Origin of the sequence: Curtobacterium sp. 9128 (assembly GCF_007673775.1) — a bacterium.
In the GTDB taxonomy this organism is placed as follows: domain Bacteria; phylum Actinomycetota; class Actinomycetes; order Actinomycetales; family Microbacteriaceae; genus Curtobacterium.
The window spans coordinates 104258-117775 of sequence record NZ_VEAF01000006.1 but is presented as its reverse complement, the minus strand read 5'-3'; the positions used below and the strand labels follow the sequence as shown (position 1 = coordinate 117775).

The following is a 13518-nucleotide window of genomic DNA, read 5'->3' as shown; positions in this document are numbered from 1 at the left end:
GTGGACCCGTGATGATCTCCGTGGACCACCTCGTCGTCGAGGCCGACGACGTGACCCTGCTGCCCGCGACGACGATCACGTGCGACGCCGGCGAGGCCCTGGTCGTCCGCGGTCACAACGGGGCGGGCAAGTCGACCCTGCTCCGGGTGCTCGCCGGCCTCCGCGCACCGACCAGGGGGACCGTCACGATCGGCGGAGCGCCCGTCGCCCGCCGCGACCCGGCATTCCGACGTCGGGTGGCGGCGATGATCGGGCTGCCACCGACGGCGAGCGACCTGACCGTCTGGGACCACGTACGGCTCGTCGCCGCGACGTGGTCCGCCGACCGTGACACCGCCGAGGCCCGGGCGGCGGAAGCGCTCGACGCCCTCGGCCTGGAGGCACTGCTGCGCCGGTTCCCGCACGAGCTCTCCACCGGACAGCAGCAGCTCGTCGGGCTCACGCTCGCCACCGCACGGCCCTTCGAGGTGCTCCTGCTCGACGAGCCCGAGCAGCGTCTCGACCAGGAGCGCACCGCGCTGGTCGGCGACCTGCTCGCCCGGCGTCGGGACGACGGCGCGGCGCTCGTGGTCGCCACGCACAGCGACCTCCTCACCGAGCGGATCGCCGACCGGGTCGTCGACCTCGGCGCGCTGCGGTGAACCGCCCGGACAGCCGGACCGGGCGCGCCACGGCGGACCGCCCGACCCGCCGACTCCGGGCCGCGACCGCCGTCTGGCGCGGACGGCAGCCACGCGACATCGGGGACCGCGCCTACCTGGCGTACGCGATCGTCCTCGCCGCGCTGGTCCTCGGAGCGCCTGTCGTACGGGCCCTCTGGCTCCGGCTGACCACCGACGCCACGTCCGCGGCCCTCGTCTCGTCCGCCGCGGCGACCACGGCGGGGACCGTCGCGCTCACCGTCTGGGCGGTGGCGCTGTTCGTCGGCCGGCACCGGGGGCCGGCGGTCGCCGCACCGTTCCTCGTCCACGTCCTCGCCGGGAGCGACCTGCCGAGGAGGACCGTCTTCCGTGCACGGGTCACCGCGGCCGTGGGCGTCGCCGCGGTGGTCGCCGCCGCACTGGCGGGCTTCGTCGGCGCAGCACTCGCGACACGCGGTCTCGTCGATCCGCCGGCGGTGCTGGACTTCGCCGTCAGGGCTGCGCTCATCGGCGTGGTCGCCGCCGTCTGCTGGCTGTTCGGGGAGGCACGGCCGCGCACCGCGGGTGCCGTGGCCGTGGTGCTGCTCGTCGCCGCCGCCGCGCAGCAGGTCGTCCCCGTGCTGCACGGGACGACGTGGGCATGGTTCCGCGCCGCCGGACCGGTCGACGCGGTGGACGCGGTCCTGCTCGTGCTCGCCGTCGTCGCGCTGGCGGCTGCGCCGTGGTTGCTCGACCGGATCGACGACGCCACGCTCGCCGTCCAGGCGGCGCGGTGGGACCGGGCCATCGCGCACGCGGTGAGCCTCGACCTGACCTCGGTGGCGGAGTCGTACCAGGCGCTCCCGACCGTGGGGCGGCGCCTGGACGCGGTCGTCGGCAGCGCCCGACTCGGCGTGGTGATCGTCGTCCGTGACCTCGTCGGCGCGCTCCGGGTGCCGGGTCGGCTGGCGTCCGGGATCGTCCTCGTCGCGGGGGCCGGTGCCCTCGTGGCGCTCGCCGCGGTCGTCCCCGTCGGCGGGGTGGTCCTCGGCGGCCTCGCTGCCGCGGTGCTCTTCAGCGGCGTCGGCGCCTTCGGGCGCGGGCTGCAGCACGCGGCGCTCGTCACGACGGGCACACCGCTCTACGGCATCGGCGACGGCCGGTTGCTCGGGCTGCACAGCCTGCTGCCGACCGGTGCGGCACTGCTCCTCACCGGCGGGACCGCCGTCGCGGTCGGTGCCGTCGTCGCGCCGGGAGCGCTCGGCGTCGTCGTCTGGGGCGGCGTCGCGCTCCCGCTCGTCGTCGTCGCGGCCCACCTCAGCAACGCGCTCCGCGGGCCGGCGCCGCTCTTCCTGACGACCCCGGTGTCGTCGCCCGTCGGCGACCCGATGCCGCTCGTCCGGGTGCTCTGGGCGATGGACGCCCCCGTCCTCGCGGTCCTCGCAGGGTCGGCCCTGTCGGCCGGTGCCGCCGGGGTGGGTGCCGTCGTGGTCGTCATCGTCGTGCTCGCGCTGTTCCTGCTGGTGCGCTGGGTCCGCCGCGCGGACCGCTAGCGTGGTCGGCATGCGCGTGGGGGAGACGTCGAGGGAGTGGTCGCGGTTGCCCGTCGGCCGGAGGGAGCACCGGCAGGACGCGGTGCTCGCGCTGGTCCTCCTGGTGGCGATGGAGGTCTCGACGATCCTGTACGGCTCGGTCGGCTACTACGAGCATCCGGCGGCGTGGTGGGTGTCGGCACTGCTCGTGGCCGCGAACGCCGCACCGCTGGCGTTCCGACGCCGGTTCCCGATGACCGTCGTCGTGGTCGTCGCGCTGACGTTCGTCGGCATGCAGCTCCTGCGGGTCCCCGAGCTCTTCTTCTACAACTTCACCCTCTTCATCGCGCTGTACACGGTGGGGGCGTGGTGTTCGGACCGGGTCCGTGCCGAGGCGGTGCGCTGGGTCGTCATCGGCGGGATGTTCGCCTGGCTGTTCATCGCCCTGTCGTTCAGCTGGGCCGTGCCGAGCGCCCTGCCGGACTCCGGCGACGGTCCGGTGTCGCGGTTCATCGCGAGTTCCCTGATGTCGATCATCATCAACCTCGTCTACTTCGGTGCCGCCTGGTACTCCGGCAACCGGGCGTGGTCGTCCGCCGTCGCCCGACACGAACTCGCCGAACGCACCGCCGAGCTCGCCGCCGAGCGGGAACGCACCGCGACGCAGGCGGTCGCCCTGGAACGCATCCGGATCGCGCGGGAGCTGCACGACGTCGTCGCGCACCACGTCTCGCTCATGGGCGTGCAGGCCGGCGCAGCCCGACGGGTGCTCGACCGCGAGCCGGCGCAGGCGGCGACGTCGCTCGCGGTCGTCGAGGAGAGCGCGCGGACGGCCGTCGAGGAGCTCCGCCGCATGCTCGGCACCCTGCGCGAGACCGACGAGCCCGCGCCCGTGGACGCGCCGAGCACCGAGGGGATCGGCCGCCTGGAGGAGCTCGCCGGGTCGGCGCGGACGGCCGGCCTCCCGACGCGGTTCACCGTCGTCGGCGAGGAGCGCCCCGTGCCGCCGACCGTCGCGGCGGTCGCCTTCCGCATCGCGCAGGAGGCGGTGACCAACGCCCTGAAGCACGCCGGGCCGGACGCGAGCGCGGACCTGCGACTCCGCTACCTGCCGGACGCGGTGGAGGTCGAGGTGACGGACACCGGGAAGGGGCACCGAGCCTCCAGTCCGGACGCGCCGACCGGGGCGGACGGTGGCCGCCGTGGCGGTCTCGGCCACGTCGGGATGCGCGAGCGGGTCGCGGCCGTCGGTGGTCGCATCGAGATCGGGCCCCGTGCCCGGGGAGGGTACCTGGTGCGCGCATGGCTGCCGACGACGTGACCGTCCGGGTGGTGCTGGCCGACGACCAGGACCTGGTGCGTGCGGGCTTCCGGGTCATCCTCGAGTCGGAGCCGGGCATCGCCGTGGTCGCCGAGGCCGCCGACGGCGCCGCCGCCGTGCGGGCCGTCGAGCAGCACCGGCCGGACGTGGTCTGCCTCGACGTCCAGATGCCGGGCGTCGACGGTCTCGAGGCCGCCCGGCGCATCACCGCACGGGACGACCCGCCCGCCGTCCTGGTGCTCACCACCTTCGACAACGACGACACGCTGTTCGCGGCGCTCGACGCCGGGGCGAGCGGGTTCCTGCTGAAGAACGCCTCGCCCGAGCGGCTCATCGACGCCGTGCTGACGGTCGCGGCCGGCGACGCCCTCCTCGCACCCGACGTGACACGCCGGGTGATCAGCCGAGCGACCGGGACGACGCCGCGCGCTGCCGATCCGTGCGTCGTCCCCGGGCTCACCGACCGGGAGACCGAGGTCCTCCGCCTGATGGCGCAGGGGATGAGCAACGGGGAGATCGCGGCGCACCTGTTCGTCGGGGAGGCGACGGTGAAGACGCACGTGTCGAACGTGCTGCAGAAGCTGCAGCTGCGCGACCGGGTGCAGGCGGTGGTGTGGGCGTACGAGCACGGGGTGGTGCGGTCCGGCGGGTAGGTCGCGGGCCGGTCTCGGGGTGCCCGGCTCCGTCTCGGGACGGAGGCCCGGGACCCGTCCGGCGCGGGAGGTGCCGATTGCGCTCCCTCCGTAGCGTCGTCGGTGCGGTGGACGCCCCGCCGCACCGGAGGAGGACTGCGATGCTCAGTGTCCAGGGAGTGACGAAGCGCTTCGGCGACCGCCGGGTGCTCGACGACGTGACGTTCACGGTCGGCCGGGGACGGCTCACCGGGTTCGTCGGCGGCAACGGTGCCGGCAAGACGACGACCATGCGGATCATGCTCGGCGTGCTCGACGCCGACGCCGGTTCGGTGTCGATCGACGGGGAGACCGTCGGACCCGCCGACCGGCGCCGCTTCGGCTACATGCCCGAGGAACGGGGGCTCTACCCGAAGATGCCGGTGGCCGAACAGATCACCTACCTGGCCCGCCTGCACGGCGTGGACCGCCGCGCCGCTGCCGCACGCACCGCCGATCTGCTCGACCGGCTCGAGCTCGCGCAGCACGCCGGCGACGCGGTGGAGAAGCTCTCGCTCGGCAACCAGCAGCGGGTGCAGGTCGCCGCGGCGCTCGCCCACCGACCCGAGGTGCTCGTGCTCGACGAACCGTTCTCCGGACTCGACCCGATGGCCGTCGACACCGTCCTCGGCGTCCTGCGCGAGGCCGCGGCGGACGGCGTCCCGGTGCTGTTCTCCAGCCACCAGCTCGACGTGGTCGAACGGCTCTGCGACGACGTCGTGGTCATCGCCGACGGACGGATCCGCGCCGCCGGCCCGCAGGAGGAACTCCGCCGCGCGGCCGGACCGGCGGCCTGGGAGATCCTCGTCGACGGGGACGTCGCCTGGCTCCGCGACGAACCGGGGGTGCACGTGCGCGAGTTCGACGGCGGCTACGCGGTGTTCGAGGCGTCCGAGCTCGACGCGCAGCGCGTGCTGCAACGTGCGGTCGGCACCGGGACGGTGGGGTCGTTCGGCCGCCGGGTCGCCCGGCTCAGCGAGGTCTTCCGGGAGGTCGTCCGATGAACCGGGACAGCACGTCGGACCGCGGTCGTCTCCCGGGTCATGGTCGTCCCGCTGGTGTGACCGTCCAGGCCGTCCGGCTCGTGGCGGTGCGCGAGATCCAGGCACGTCTGCGCAGCAGGGCCTTCGTGGTCTCCGCAGCGATCCTGCTCCTCGCCGTCGTCGCGTCCATCGTCGTCGGCGGCATCGTCGGCGGCTCGTCGAAGTCGAGCACCACCCCCGTCGCGGTCGTCACCGGGGTCACCCTGCCGTCGGCCGGGGGGCTCGACGTCACCCGGGTCGACGACGAAGCGGCAGCGGAGCGGCTCGTCCGGAGCGGGGACGTCGACGCCGCGATCGTGCCGGACTCCAGCGCGCTCGGCTTCGGCGTCGTCGGGCTCGACAGTGCACCGACCGACGTCGTCCAGGCGCTCAGCGTCACTCCCCACGTGGAGCTGCTCGACCCGGACGCGATGGCACCGGGGCTCGTGTCCCTGGTCGGGATCATGTTCGGCGTCGTGTTCTTCGCCGCCGCCGTGACGTTCGGGCAGTCGATCGCGCAGAGCGTCGTCGAGGAGAAGTCCACGCGCGTGGTCGAGATCCTGATGGCCGCGATCCCGGCGAGGGCCCTGCTCGCGGGCAAGGTGCTCGGCAACAGCGTGATGGCGCTCGCGCAGATCGTCGCGATCGCCGTCGCGGCGGCCGTCACCCTGGCCGTCACCGGGCAGGACAACGCCGTCACGCTGCTCGGGCCGAGCATGCTCTGGTTCGTCGTGTTCTTCGCGTTCGGGTTCGTGCTGCTGGCGGCGATGTTCGCGGCCGCGGCGGCACTGGTGTCCCGGCAGGAGGACGTCGGCAGCGTCACGATGCCGGTGATGATGCTCGTGATGATCCCGTACTTCCTGATCGTCTTCGCGTCCGACGACCCGACGGTCCTCGGCATCATGTCCTACGTCCCGTTCAGTGCCCCGATCGGGATGCCGATGCGCATCTTCCTCGGGAGCGCCGCGTGGTGGGAGCCGATCGTGTCGCTCCTCGTCGTCCTGGCGTCCGCCGCTCTCGTCGTCGTGGTCGGAGCCCGCGTCTACGAGAACGCGCTGCTCCGCACCGGGGGACGGGTCAAGCTGACGGAGGCACTGCAGCGCTGAGGTCGTCGGGCCCGGCGATGCCCGGGCGCAGGGTCCGTGCGTCCGTGCCGGTGCCGGTGCCGGTGACGGCGTCGACGGCCACGGTCCGCCCGGTCCGGATCGACTCCTGCGCCGCCAGCACGATCGACAGGGTCCGCAGCCCCACCCGCACGTCGGGCTGGGGCTGCGTGCCGTTCCGGACCGCGTCGACGAAGGTCCGGAGCATGGCGTCGTCGAGGTCGGCACCGTACCGGGACACGATCGGTCGCCCGGTCACCGTGTCCAGTCCTCGTGCCGCCGGTCCGAAGGGGTCGAGGGACACCGTGCCGCCGGTCCCCGCGACGTCGAGCGTCAGGCCGCCCCAGACGGGTGCGGTGTCCGGCACGCTCCACGAGCAGTCGATCGCCGCGACCACGCCGTTGTCGTAGGTGATCGTCACGAGTCCGGCCGTCTCGGCCCGTGCCCGGTCGGCGTGCAGGGTGCGGTTCGCCACCGCGGTCACCGTCAGCGGAGCCGCCCCCATGAGCGCGTCGAGCATGTCGGCGATGTGCACCACGTGGTCGACGACCGCCCCGCCACCGGACAGGGCCGGGTCGGTGAACCAGTCGCGCGTGCGCGGCAGCATGCCGGTGTTCGCCCCGCGGACCGCGAACAGCTGCCCCAGTGCGCCGGCGTGGTGCGCGGCCCGGAGCTGCGCGAAGGCCGACGAGAACCGCACCGGGAACGCCACCATGAGCATCACCCCGGCGGCTGCGACCGCGTCCCGGATCGCCAGGCCGTCCTCCCACGTGGTGGCGAGGGGCTTCTCGCAGAGCACGTGGGCGCCCGCGGCGGCAGCACGCTCGACGAGCTCCCGGTGTCGGGTGTTCTCGCTGGTCACGACCACGGCGTCCGGTCGCCACGCGAGGAGTTCGTCGTACCCGTCGGCGTACGGCACCCCGAGCGCGTCGGCGAGGTCCCGCCCGCGGAGCTCTCCGACGGACGGGCCGGTGCTCACGCCGTCGGGGTCCGTCCCACGCACCTCGACCCCGGGCATCGTCGCGAGGGCGGACAGGTAGCCGATCGCGTGGGTGTGCGCGAAGGACAGCACCCCGATCCGGATGGTCATGCTCGCCCCTCCATCGACACCGGCTGCCCGGTGTCCATCGACTCCAGCGCCGCGTTCGCGAGGCGCACCGCGGCGGCACCGTCCTCCGCGGTGACCCGCGGCTCAGCTCGTGGGCCGCTCCGTGCGTCGCCGGCGTCGGCGTTGCCGGGTGCGCCCGCACCGTCGTCGCCGGGAGCGCCTACGGCCGCACCGTCGTCGCCGTGGTCGTCGCGCATCACCGCCAGGAACTCGGCGAGCTCCAGCCCGTACGGATCGTCGGCGGGGTCGACGGCCGGCAGGAACCCGTCCACCGCCGCCGGCGTGGCCAGGTCCGCGACGTGGTCGAGCTCGTCCCGCGACCGGTGGGCCAGGCTGCCGAGCGTGCCCGTCACCGAGTACTCGGTCGAGAACGGCAGGTGCTGCGGCCCCCAGATCCCGGCGACGTGGCTGATCGCCCCCGACGCGTGGGTGAGCAGCACGTGTGCGGCCTCGACCGGCTCGGCCTCGGTCCCGGACCGCACCCCCACCGCCGACACGGTGGTCACCGGACCCGCCACCCACCGGGCGATGTCGAGGTCGTGGATCATCTGGTCCATCACGATCCCGCCGGAGAGCGCGCGGTCCGCGAACCACGGCGTCCGGATCGGGAACGCGCCGGAGCGCACGAACCGCAGGACCGCCAGCTCGCCCAGGAGGCCCGTGGTGACGGCCTCGTGCAGCCGCACGTATGCGGGGAAGAAGCGCACCACGTGGGCCGGGAAGAGCTTCCGGCCCGCGTCCCGAGCGCGCTGCACCAGGTCCGCCGCATCGGCGTCCGTCCTCGCGAGGGGCTTCTCCGACACGACGTCCTTGCCGGCGGCGAGGGCCGCGCGGACGACCTCGGCGTGCGCGGACGTCGGGGTGACGACGTCCACCACGTCGACTGCGTCGAGGAGCGCCTCGAGCGAGGACACCACCGTGATCGAGGACCCCGCGCCTGCCGCTGCCGATGCGAACGCCGCAGCCAGCTCCGCCGCACCGTCGGTGGCGTACACGGTCACGTGGCCCAGGCGGAGGAGCCCCGGCATGTGGGCATGGGCGATGCCGCCGGCGCCGACGAGGCCGATCCGGAGCGGGGTCGGGGACATCTCGATCTCCTCGGCTGGGGGCCTGGTCGACGGCGACGTGGGACCCGGCCAGCCTAGCCAGGAGCCCGCGGCGGTGTCCCGCGGTCAGACCACCGCCGGTGCGTCTGTCCGCCGGACCGCCACGATCGCCCCGTGCGGCCGCGGCCCGTCGGCGGCCCCGGTGCGGGTGTGCGTCTCGACCACGTCGAACCCGGCGGCGTCCACCTGCGCCGCCAGCGCCTCCGCGGGCCACCACCATGCCGAGGTGACCGCGTGGTCGAACGCGCCGACGTCCGGTCCGACGAAGAACCCGACGAGCATCCCGCCGCCCGGGCGCAGCACCCGTGCGAACTCGCCGAGCGGCCGACGGATGGTCTCTGGTCCGTGGTGGATGAGCGAGTACCAGGCGAGCACCCCGGCGACGCTCCCTGCCGTCTCGGGCAGCGCGTCGATGCTGCCCAGGCGGAACGCCGAGTCCGGGTGTGCTGCACGCGCGTGGGCGATGAACTCGGGCACCCGGTCGACACCGACGACGTCGGCACCGTGCTTGCGCAGATGCGCCGTCCAGTGCCCCGGTCCGCAGCCGGCGTCGAGCACCCGCCCGGCGATGCCACTCGCCCACGACGTGACGAGGTGTTCGTCGGCGGGGTGGACGGAGGACATCGCACCGAGCGCCGCGATGTAGTCGGCGGCGCGGTGTCCGTACGCCGCCGTGACGTCAGACGACATCGGGCGCCGCCAGCTCGAAGTGGCCGACGACGGCACGGGCGACCTCGGCCGGGGTCCGGTGGTCGGTCGCGATCACCGCCTCGTCGAGATCCGCGCGTGCCTGCCGGTCCTGCAGATCAGCGACGCGGTCGAGGTGCCACCCCAGCGCCTCCTGCTGTGCCGGGCCGTAGCGTCCGCGCAGCCGAGCCGTCACCGTCGCGGGCTCGGCGACCAGGCGCACCGGTCGGACCGGCATCGCCACCGCCCGGGAGTACCGGTCGAGGTCCTCTCGGCTGGCGATCACGCCACTGATGACGAGCTGGCGGGGACCGGCCGCGCGGTAGTTCGCCCACACGGCGGCGATGTTCTGTGCCTCGACGGCCGTGTTGTCGGGATCGTGGTCCGCGACCGGCCATGACCGGTGGAACCAGTCGACGTCCATCAGGCTGAACGGGCGGCTCGCGGCGGCGAGGAGGTCGCCGACGTGGTCGAGCGTCGACGTCTTCCCCACCCCGTACGAGCCGTTGAGGAAGATCGCGAACGCCCCCGTGACACCCATGCCGACGACCCTACGGCCCCGGGTCACGCCGCCGCCTGCTCCAGCATCGCCTCTGCCCGCTCCGCGCTGCCCTCGGCGAGGCCGCGGTCGATCCGGCCGCGCGACACCAGCCAGATCACGAGCCCGGCCAGGAAGACCAGGATCTCCGTCACGGTGAGCGCCCAGATGATGCCGGCCAGCCCGAACCACAGGTTGCCGAGCAGGACGATCGGGATGAAGAGGACGCCCTGCGCCAGGGACATCGCGATCGCCGGGGTGACGAGCCCCGCCGCCTGGAACAGCGACGTGAACAGCCCGGTGAACCCGTTGACGATCGTGGCGACGAGCTGCGCGACGAGGATGGTCAGCCCGATCGCGAGCACGGCGTGGTCCGACGAGAAGACGGTGAACACCTGCTCGCGGAAGACGAACACCGTGCCCGAGAACACCAGAACGATCGCGCCGACGGTGAGCGCCGATGCGCGGAGCGCCGAGGTCAGGCGTGCCTTGTCGCCCTTGCCGTACGCGTAGGCCAGCAGCGGCAGCACCCCGATCGTGACGCCCATCACGAGGAACTCGGGCACCTGGGCGATGCGCACGGCGACCCCCATCGCGGCGAGCGGGTCGTCGCCGTACTGCGCCGCGAGGTTGTTCAGCACGAGCGTCGTCACGATCAGGAACCCGGCCTGCAGGAGCTCGCTGACGCCGATGCCGAAGACGGGCTTCAGCACCGCGGGGCGGAGCGTGAACCAGCGGAGGGACAGGGACACGTTCTCGCTGTTCCGGCTGAGCCACCGCACCCAGTAGACGATGCTGACGAGGTTGGCGAGCCCGACCGCGAGTGCCGCGCCCCCGACACCCCAGTGCAGCACGAGGATGAAGAGCACGTCGAACACCAGGTTGCCGATCGTCGAGAGGATCAGTCCGGTCATCGCCTGGCGCGCAGCCCCCTCGGCCCGGACCATCTGCTCGAGACAGAACGCGGCGGCGAGCACCGGCACGAAGGCGAGCATCACCGCGACGTAGGCACTCGTCGCCGGGACGGCGGCCGCGTCGGCGCCGAGGACGCCGACCAGCGGGTGCAGCAGGAGCAGTCCGACGCCACCGAGCACGACACCGGTGATGACGGAGCCCCACACGGCGAAGGACGCGACGTGCTTGATCTCCCCGGCCTTCGCCGGGTCGTGTTCGGATGCGCCGAGCAGGCGGGACATCAGCGAGCTGCCGCCGACGCCGAACACGCCGCCGATCGCCATGATCAGGCCGAGGAGCGGCGTCCCGAAGGTGATCGCGGCGAGCAGGGACGTGTCGTGCTGCGAGCCGATGAAGCCCGCGTTGATGACGTTGTAGAGGGCGCTGACGACCATCGCGGCGGCCATCGGCACGCAGAGGTGCACGAGGGCCCTGAGGATGGGTGCGGCGGACAGGTACCAGCGGTTCTTCGCCGCGGCGGTGTCGGTGGTGGTCGTGGTGCTCATGGCTGTCCCCTTCCGGGCAGGACGGAGCGCGCGCCGACGGACGCCGGCACGGCATGACGATGGGACGCGTCGGCGGGTGCCGTCGCGTGGGCAGGCTGGCGCCTCCGGCGGACGGCCGGGAGGCTCTGCCTGCGGTTACCGGGTGGGTTCGGGCAGGTCTGCGGTCACCTTGAGCAGGAGATCGCGGAGCGTGCTGCGTTCGTCCGCGGAGAGCGGGGCGAGCAGGGTGTCGTCGAGGGCGAGCATCGCGTCCTCGAACCCGGCGATGAGCTCGATGCCGGTCGGGGTGGCGAAGACGAGCTTGGTGCGGGCGTTGTCGGCGTCCGATCGGCGCTCGACGAGCCCGCGCTTCTCGAGCCCCTGCAGGATGCTCGAGACGCTGGCGGCACTGGTCCGGGTCACCGCGGCGATGTCCCGCTGGATGGCACCCGGGTTCTGCTGCAGGTAGCCGAGGACGAAGCTCTGCTCGTGTGTCAGGTCACGCTCACGCACCCACTCGTCCGCGGCCTTGCGCTGCGCCCACCCGATCCACCGCATGAGCTGGAGCGGGGTGTCGAAGTGGGGAGCACGCTGCGTCATGATCAGAACACTAACCGTTCGAGCTCTAACCGTCAACTTTCGAACGGAATCATCACGGATGCGGTGCTCGGACCGCCGCACTGTGCCGATCCGCCGTGCCGGACCCAGTCGAGGTCGACGGCCCGCTCGCGCAGTGTGGTCCCGGTGTCGTCCCGGAGCGCCACCCGGCCGTGCTCCGGCGTCCCCATCGTCGTCGGGATGGTCCAGCGGTCCCCGTCGTGCACTGCGGTGGAGAACGGCTCGACCGCGAGGGTCGGTGTCGGGGTGGGCTCCTGGACCGTGCCCGGTCCCGGCGCGGCAGGGGTCGCGTCGCCGCTCGGCATCGCGGCGTCGGCCGACGCGACGCCGGGGGTGCAGCCCCGCTCCAGGCAGACGACGACCCGGTGCACCGGCGACGTCGCGGCGTCCGAGCCGGGGACGCGGACCTCGATGGTGTTGGTCCAACCGACCGCCGGGCACGCCGTCGCGCCGAACGCACAGCTGCGGAGTGCGAGGGCGAGGAGCACGACGCCGAGCAGTCCCACACCGACGACGGCGCCCGCGCGTGCGATCCCCATGGCGCCATCCTGCCAGCGGCGGAGGAGCAGCAGGCCAGCGGGCGCCGGCGGTCCTCCTCCTCGGTGTCGAGAGCCTCGCGGAGGCCCGACGCTCGAACCGCAGGATCGGGGGGGGGCGATGGACGACAACACTGCTCGGGCTGGTTCGACGACGCCCTTCGCGTGCCTGTGGAGTCGACTGCGGGACGAGGTCGTAGGAGGGGACATCGCTTCCGCGCTCGCACTCGTCGCCCGTGCTCGGCGCGTGTACCGTCCGGCCGCGCTCCGGCGTCGTGTCCGGAAGGTGGACCCGGCGGGCCGAGCGTTCCTGCCGAGTCGGACGTGGACCGACGTGGTCGACTCCGACGAGCCGGCGGTGCAGGCGTACGCGATCGGACGCATCCGCTGGGAGCTGGATGCAGACGAAGCCGCCCTCGAGGCCTTCGCCCAGTCGGTCGCGACACCCGAGGGGTTGTACGCCTACGGCGATGCATCGCTCTGGATGGGGCATCGAGAACAGGGGGAGTCTGCGCTGCGCCAGGTGGTGGCAGGCGGAGGGGACCACGAGGTGTTCGCCCGGGTGCTGCTCGCCGAGGAACTGGGGCTGGAGGGGATGGCGTCCCCCGAGGATCATCGATCGGCAGCAGAGCGAGCTGGGACCTGGTTCGGGAACGGGCCCTCGGCGAGGTACTTCCGTCGGGTACTGCGAGAACGTCTGCGGCTCTCGCGATCGTCGTGTTCAGGGACCAGGTCATGAGGCCATCGGCACAGTGCGTGCTCGAGATGAGAGGTGCGGATGACCGACGACGAATGGCTGGCCACCGCACTGCGCGCATGCGTCCGGTGGATCGGAGACGGCGGGCTGCGTCTCGGCTTCGATGCGGTGATCCTCGAGGCGTGGTCGGATGGACACGGCCGGCTGAACTTCATCTACGTCCCGGCCGAGAGTTCGCGGTCGTACGTCATCGGGCTCACACGGACGTTGAATTCGCCCAGCTTCCACGAGCTCGCCGGTCCTCTGGGTTCTCCTGTGGACGCGACAGAGTACGGCCTCACCCTCGCGCTGAACGACCTCGCGACCCCGGTCGTCTTCGAGACGGAGCGGCACTCGTTCGATCCCATCGGAGGAGTGAGGTGGTGAGGCGATCCCCCCCTTCACAGACGAGATCCTGATCGGTCGAGGATCGTCGATCGCGCATCTCCCGACTGATCCGCCGGTCGGTGATCCGCATCGA

15 protein-coding genes are annotated in these 13518 nt (G+C 73.0%); 8 read left to right on the top strand and 7 right to left on the bottom strand.

What is annotated here, in order from left to right; genetic code table 11:
- Positions 1-11: 11 nt before the first annotated feature.
- The 6 genes from FS641_RS14005 to FS641_RS13980 all read left to right on the top strand — a co-directional run bounded on the left by FS641_RS14005 (position 12) and on the right by FS641_RS13980 (position 6272).
- Complete coding sequence (locus FS641_RS14005) at positions 12-641, top strand: ABC transporter ATP-binding protein (protein WP_144765223.1); 630 nt, start codon at positions 12-14, stop codon at positions 639-641.
- A complete protein-coding gene (locus FS641_RS14000; RefSeq protein WP_144764857.1) occupies positions 638-2173 on the top strand; it encodes a hypothetical protein in 1536 nt (511 codons plus the stop codon). The genes FS641_RS14005 and FS641_RS14000 overlap by 4 nt, the downstream gene beginning before the upstream one ends.
- A 10-nt stretch (positions 2174-2183) precedes the next feature.
- On the top strand, positions 2184-3473 hold the full coding sequence (locus FS641_RS13995) for a sensor histidine kinase (protein ID WP_144764855.1): 1290 nt from the start codon (positions 2184-2186) through the stop codon (positions 3471-3473).
- Positions 3455-4126 (top strand): response regulator transcription factor, encoded by a 672-nt coding sequence (locus FS641_RS13990; RefSeq protein WP_144764852.1) that lies wholly within the window; start codon positions 3455-3457, stop codon positions 4124-4126. Before FS641_RS13995 ends, FS641_RS13990 begins: the two co-directional genes overlap by 19 nt.
- Before the next feature lie 140 nt (positions 4127-4266).
- Positions 4267-5148 (top strand): ABC transporter ATP-binding protein, encoded by an 882-nt coding sequence (locus FS641_RS13985; RefSeq protein WP_144764850.1) that lies wholly within the window; start codon positions 4267-4269, stop codon positions 5146-5148.
- A gap of 56 nt (positions 5149-5204) precedes the next feature.
- A complete protein-coding gene (locus FS641_RS13980; protein WP_260855838.1) occupies positions 5205-6272 on the top strand; it encodes an ABC transporter permease in 1068 nt (355 codons plus the stop codon).
- On the opposite strand, the gene FS641_RS13975 is transcribed toward FS641_RS13980, so the two are convergent.
- The 7 genes from FS641_RS13975 to FS641_RS13945 all read right to left on the bottom strand — a co-directional run bounded on the left by FS641_RS13975 (position 6244) and on the right by FS641_RS13945 (position 12304).
- The gene (locus FS641_RS13975) at positions 6244-7359 is read right to left on the bottom strand and encodes a Gfo/Idh/MocA family protein (protein WP_144764846.1); all 1116 of its coding nucleotides are present in this window, start codon (positions 7357-7359) and stop codon (positions 6244-6246) included. The genes FS641_RS13980 and FS641_RS13975 overlap by 29 nt on opposite strands.
- A complete protein-coding gene (locus tag FS641_RS13970; RefSeq protein ID WP_144764844.1) occupies positions 7356-8465 on the bottom strand; it encodes a Gfo/Idh/MocA family protein in 1110 nt (369 codons plus the stop codon). The genes FS641_RS13975 and FS641_RS13970 overlap by 4 nt, the downstream gene beginning before the upstream one ends.
- A gap of 84 nt (positions 8466-8549) precedes the next feature.
- On the bottom strand, positions 8550-9173 hold the full coding sequence (locus FS641_RS13965) for a class I SAM-dependent methyltransferase (protein ID WP_144764842.1): 624 nt from the start codon (positions 9171-9173) through the stop codon (positions 8550-8552).
- Positions 9163-9711 carry a hypothetical protein gene (locus FS641_RS13960; protein WP_144764840.1) on the bottom strand — a complete coding sequence of 183 codons (549 nt, stop codon included), beginning with the start codon at positions 9709-9711 and terminating at the stop codon, positions 9163-9165. The genes FS641_RS13965 and FS641_RS13960 overlap by 11 nt, the downstream gene beginning before the upstream one ends.
- A 23-nt stretch (positions 9712-9734) precedes the next feature.
- Complete coding sequence (locus FS641_RS13955) at positions 9735-11168, bottom strand: MATE family efflux transporter (RefSeq protein WP_144764838.1); 1434 nt, start codon at positions 11166-11168, stop codon at positions 9735-9737.
- A 135-nt stretch (positions 11169-11303) separates the two neighbouring features.
- Complete coding sequence (locus FS641_RS13950) at positions 11304-11747, bottom strand: MarR family winged helix-turn-helix transcriptional regulator (protein ID WP_222122102.1); 444 nt, start codon at positions 11745-11747, stop codon at positions 11304-11306.
- 32 nt (positions 11748-11779) lie between these two features.
- A complete protein-coding gene (locus tag FS641_RS13945; protein WP_144764836.1) occupies positions 11780-12304 on the bottom strand; it encodes a hypothetical protein in 525 nt (174 codons plus the stop codon).
- A gap of 331 nt (positions 12305-12635) precedes the next feature.
- Here FS641_RS13945 and FS641_RS13940 point away from each other — a divergent pair, with 331 nt between their 5' ends.
- The gene (locus FS641_RS13940) at positions 12636-13040 is read left to right on the top strand and encodes a hypothetical protein (protein ID WP_144764834.1); all 405 of its coding nucleotides are present in this window, start codon (positions 12636-12638) and stop codon (positions 13038-13040) included.
- A 39-nt stretch (positions 13041-13079) separates the two neighbouring features.
- On the top strand, positions 13080-13424 hold the full coding sequence (locus FS641_RS13935; protein WP_144764832.1) for a hypothetical protein: 345 nt from the start codon (positions 13080-13082) through the stop codon (positions 13422-13424).
- The last annotated feature ends 94 nt before the right edge of the window (positions 13425-13518 follow it).

Bases quoted from the DNA above. Each gene is read 5' to 3' on its own strand.
- FS641_RS13935 (WP_144764832.1), top strand. From the start codon at position 13,080: ATGACCGACGACGAATGGCTGGCCACCGCACTGCGCGCATGCGTCCGG.
- FS641_RS13960 (WP_144764840.1), bottom strand. From the start codon at position 9,711: ATGGGTGTCACGGGGGCGTTCGCGATCTTCCTCAACGGCTCGTACGGG.
- FS641_RS13950 (WP_222122102.1), bottom strand. From the start codon at position 11,747: ATGACGCAGCGTGCTCCCCACTTCGACACCCCGCTCCAGCTCATGCGG.
- FS641_RS13985 (WP_144764850.1), top strand. From the start codon at position 4,267: ATGCTCAGTGTCCAGGGAGTGACGAAGCGCTTCGGCGACCGCCGGGTG.
- FS641_RS13975 (WP_144764846.1), bottom strand. From the start codon at position 7,359: ATGACCATCCGGATCGGGGTGCTGTCCTTCGCGCACACCCACGCGATC.
- FS641_RS13970 (WP_144764844.1), bottom strand. From the start codon at position 8,465: ATGTCCCCGACCCCGCTCCGGATCGGCCTCGTCGGCGCCGGCGGCATC.
- FS641_RS13955 (WP_144764838.1), bottom strand. From the start codon at position 11,168: ATGAGCACCACGACCACCACCGACACCGCCGCGGCGAAGAACCGCTGG.
- FS641_RS14005 (WP_144765223.1), top strand. From the start codon at position 12: ATGATCTCCGTGGACCACCTCGTCGTCGAGGCCGACGACGTGACCCTG.
- FS641_RS13945 (WP_144764836.1), bottom strand. From the start codon at position 12,304: ATGGGGATCGCACGCGCGGGCGCCGTCGTCGGTGTGGGACTGCTCGGC.
- FS641_RS13990 (WP_144764852.1), top strand. From the start codon at position 3,455: ATGGCTGCCGACGACGTGACCGTCCGGGTGGTGCTGGCCGACGACCAG.
- FS641_RS13965 (WP_144764842.1), bottom strand. From the start codon at position 9,173: ATGTCGTCTGACGTCACGGCGGCGTACGGACACCGCGCCGCCGACTAC.
- FS641_RS13995 (WP_144764855.1), top strand. From the start codon at position 2,184: ATGCGCGTGGGGGAGACGTCGAGGGAGTGGTCGCGGTTGCCCGTCGGC.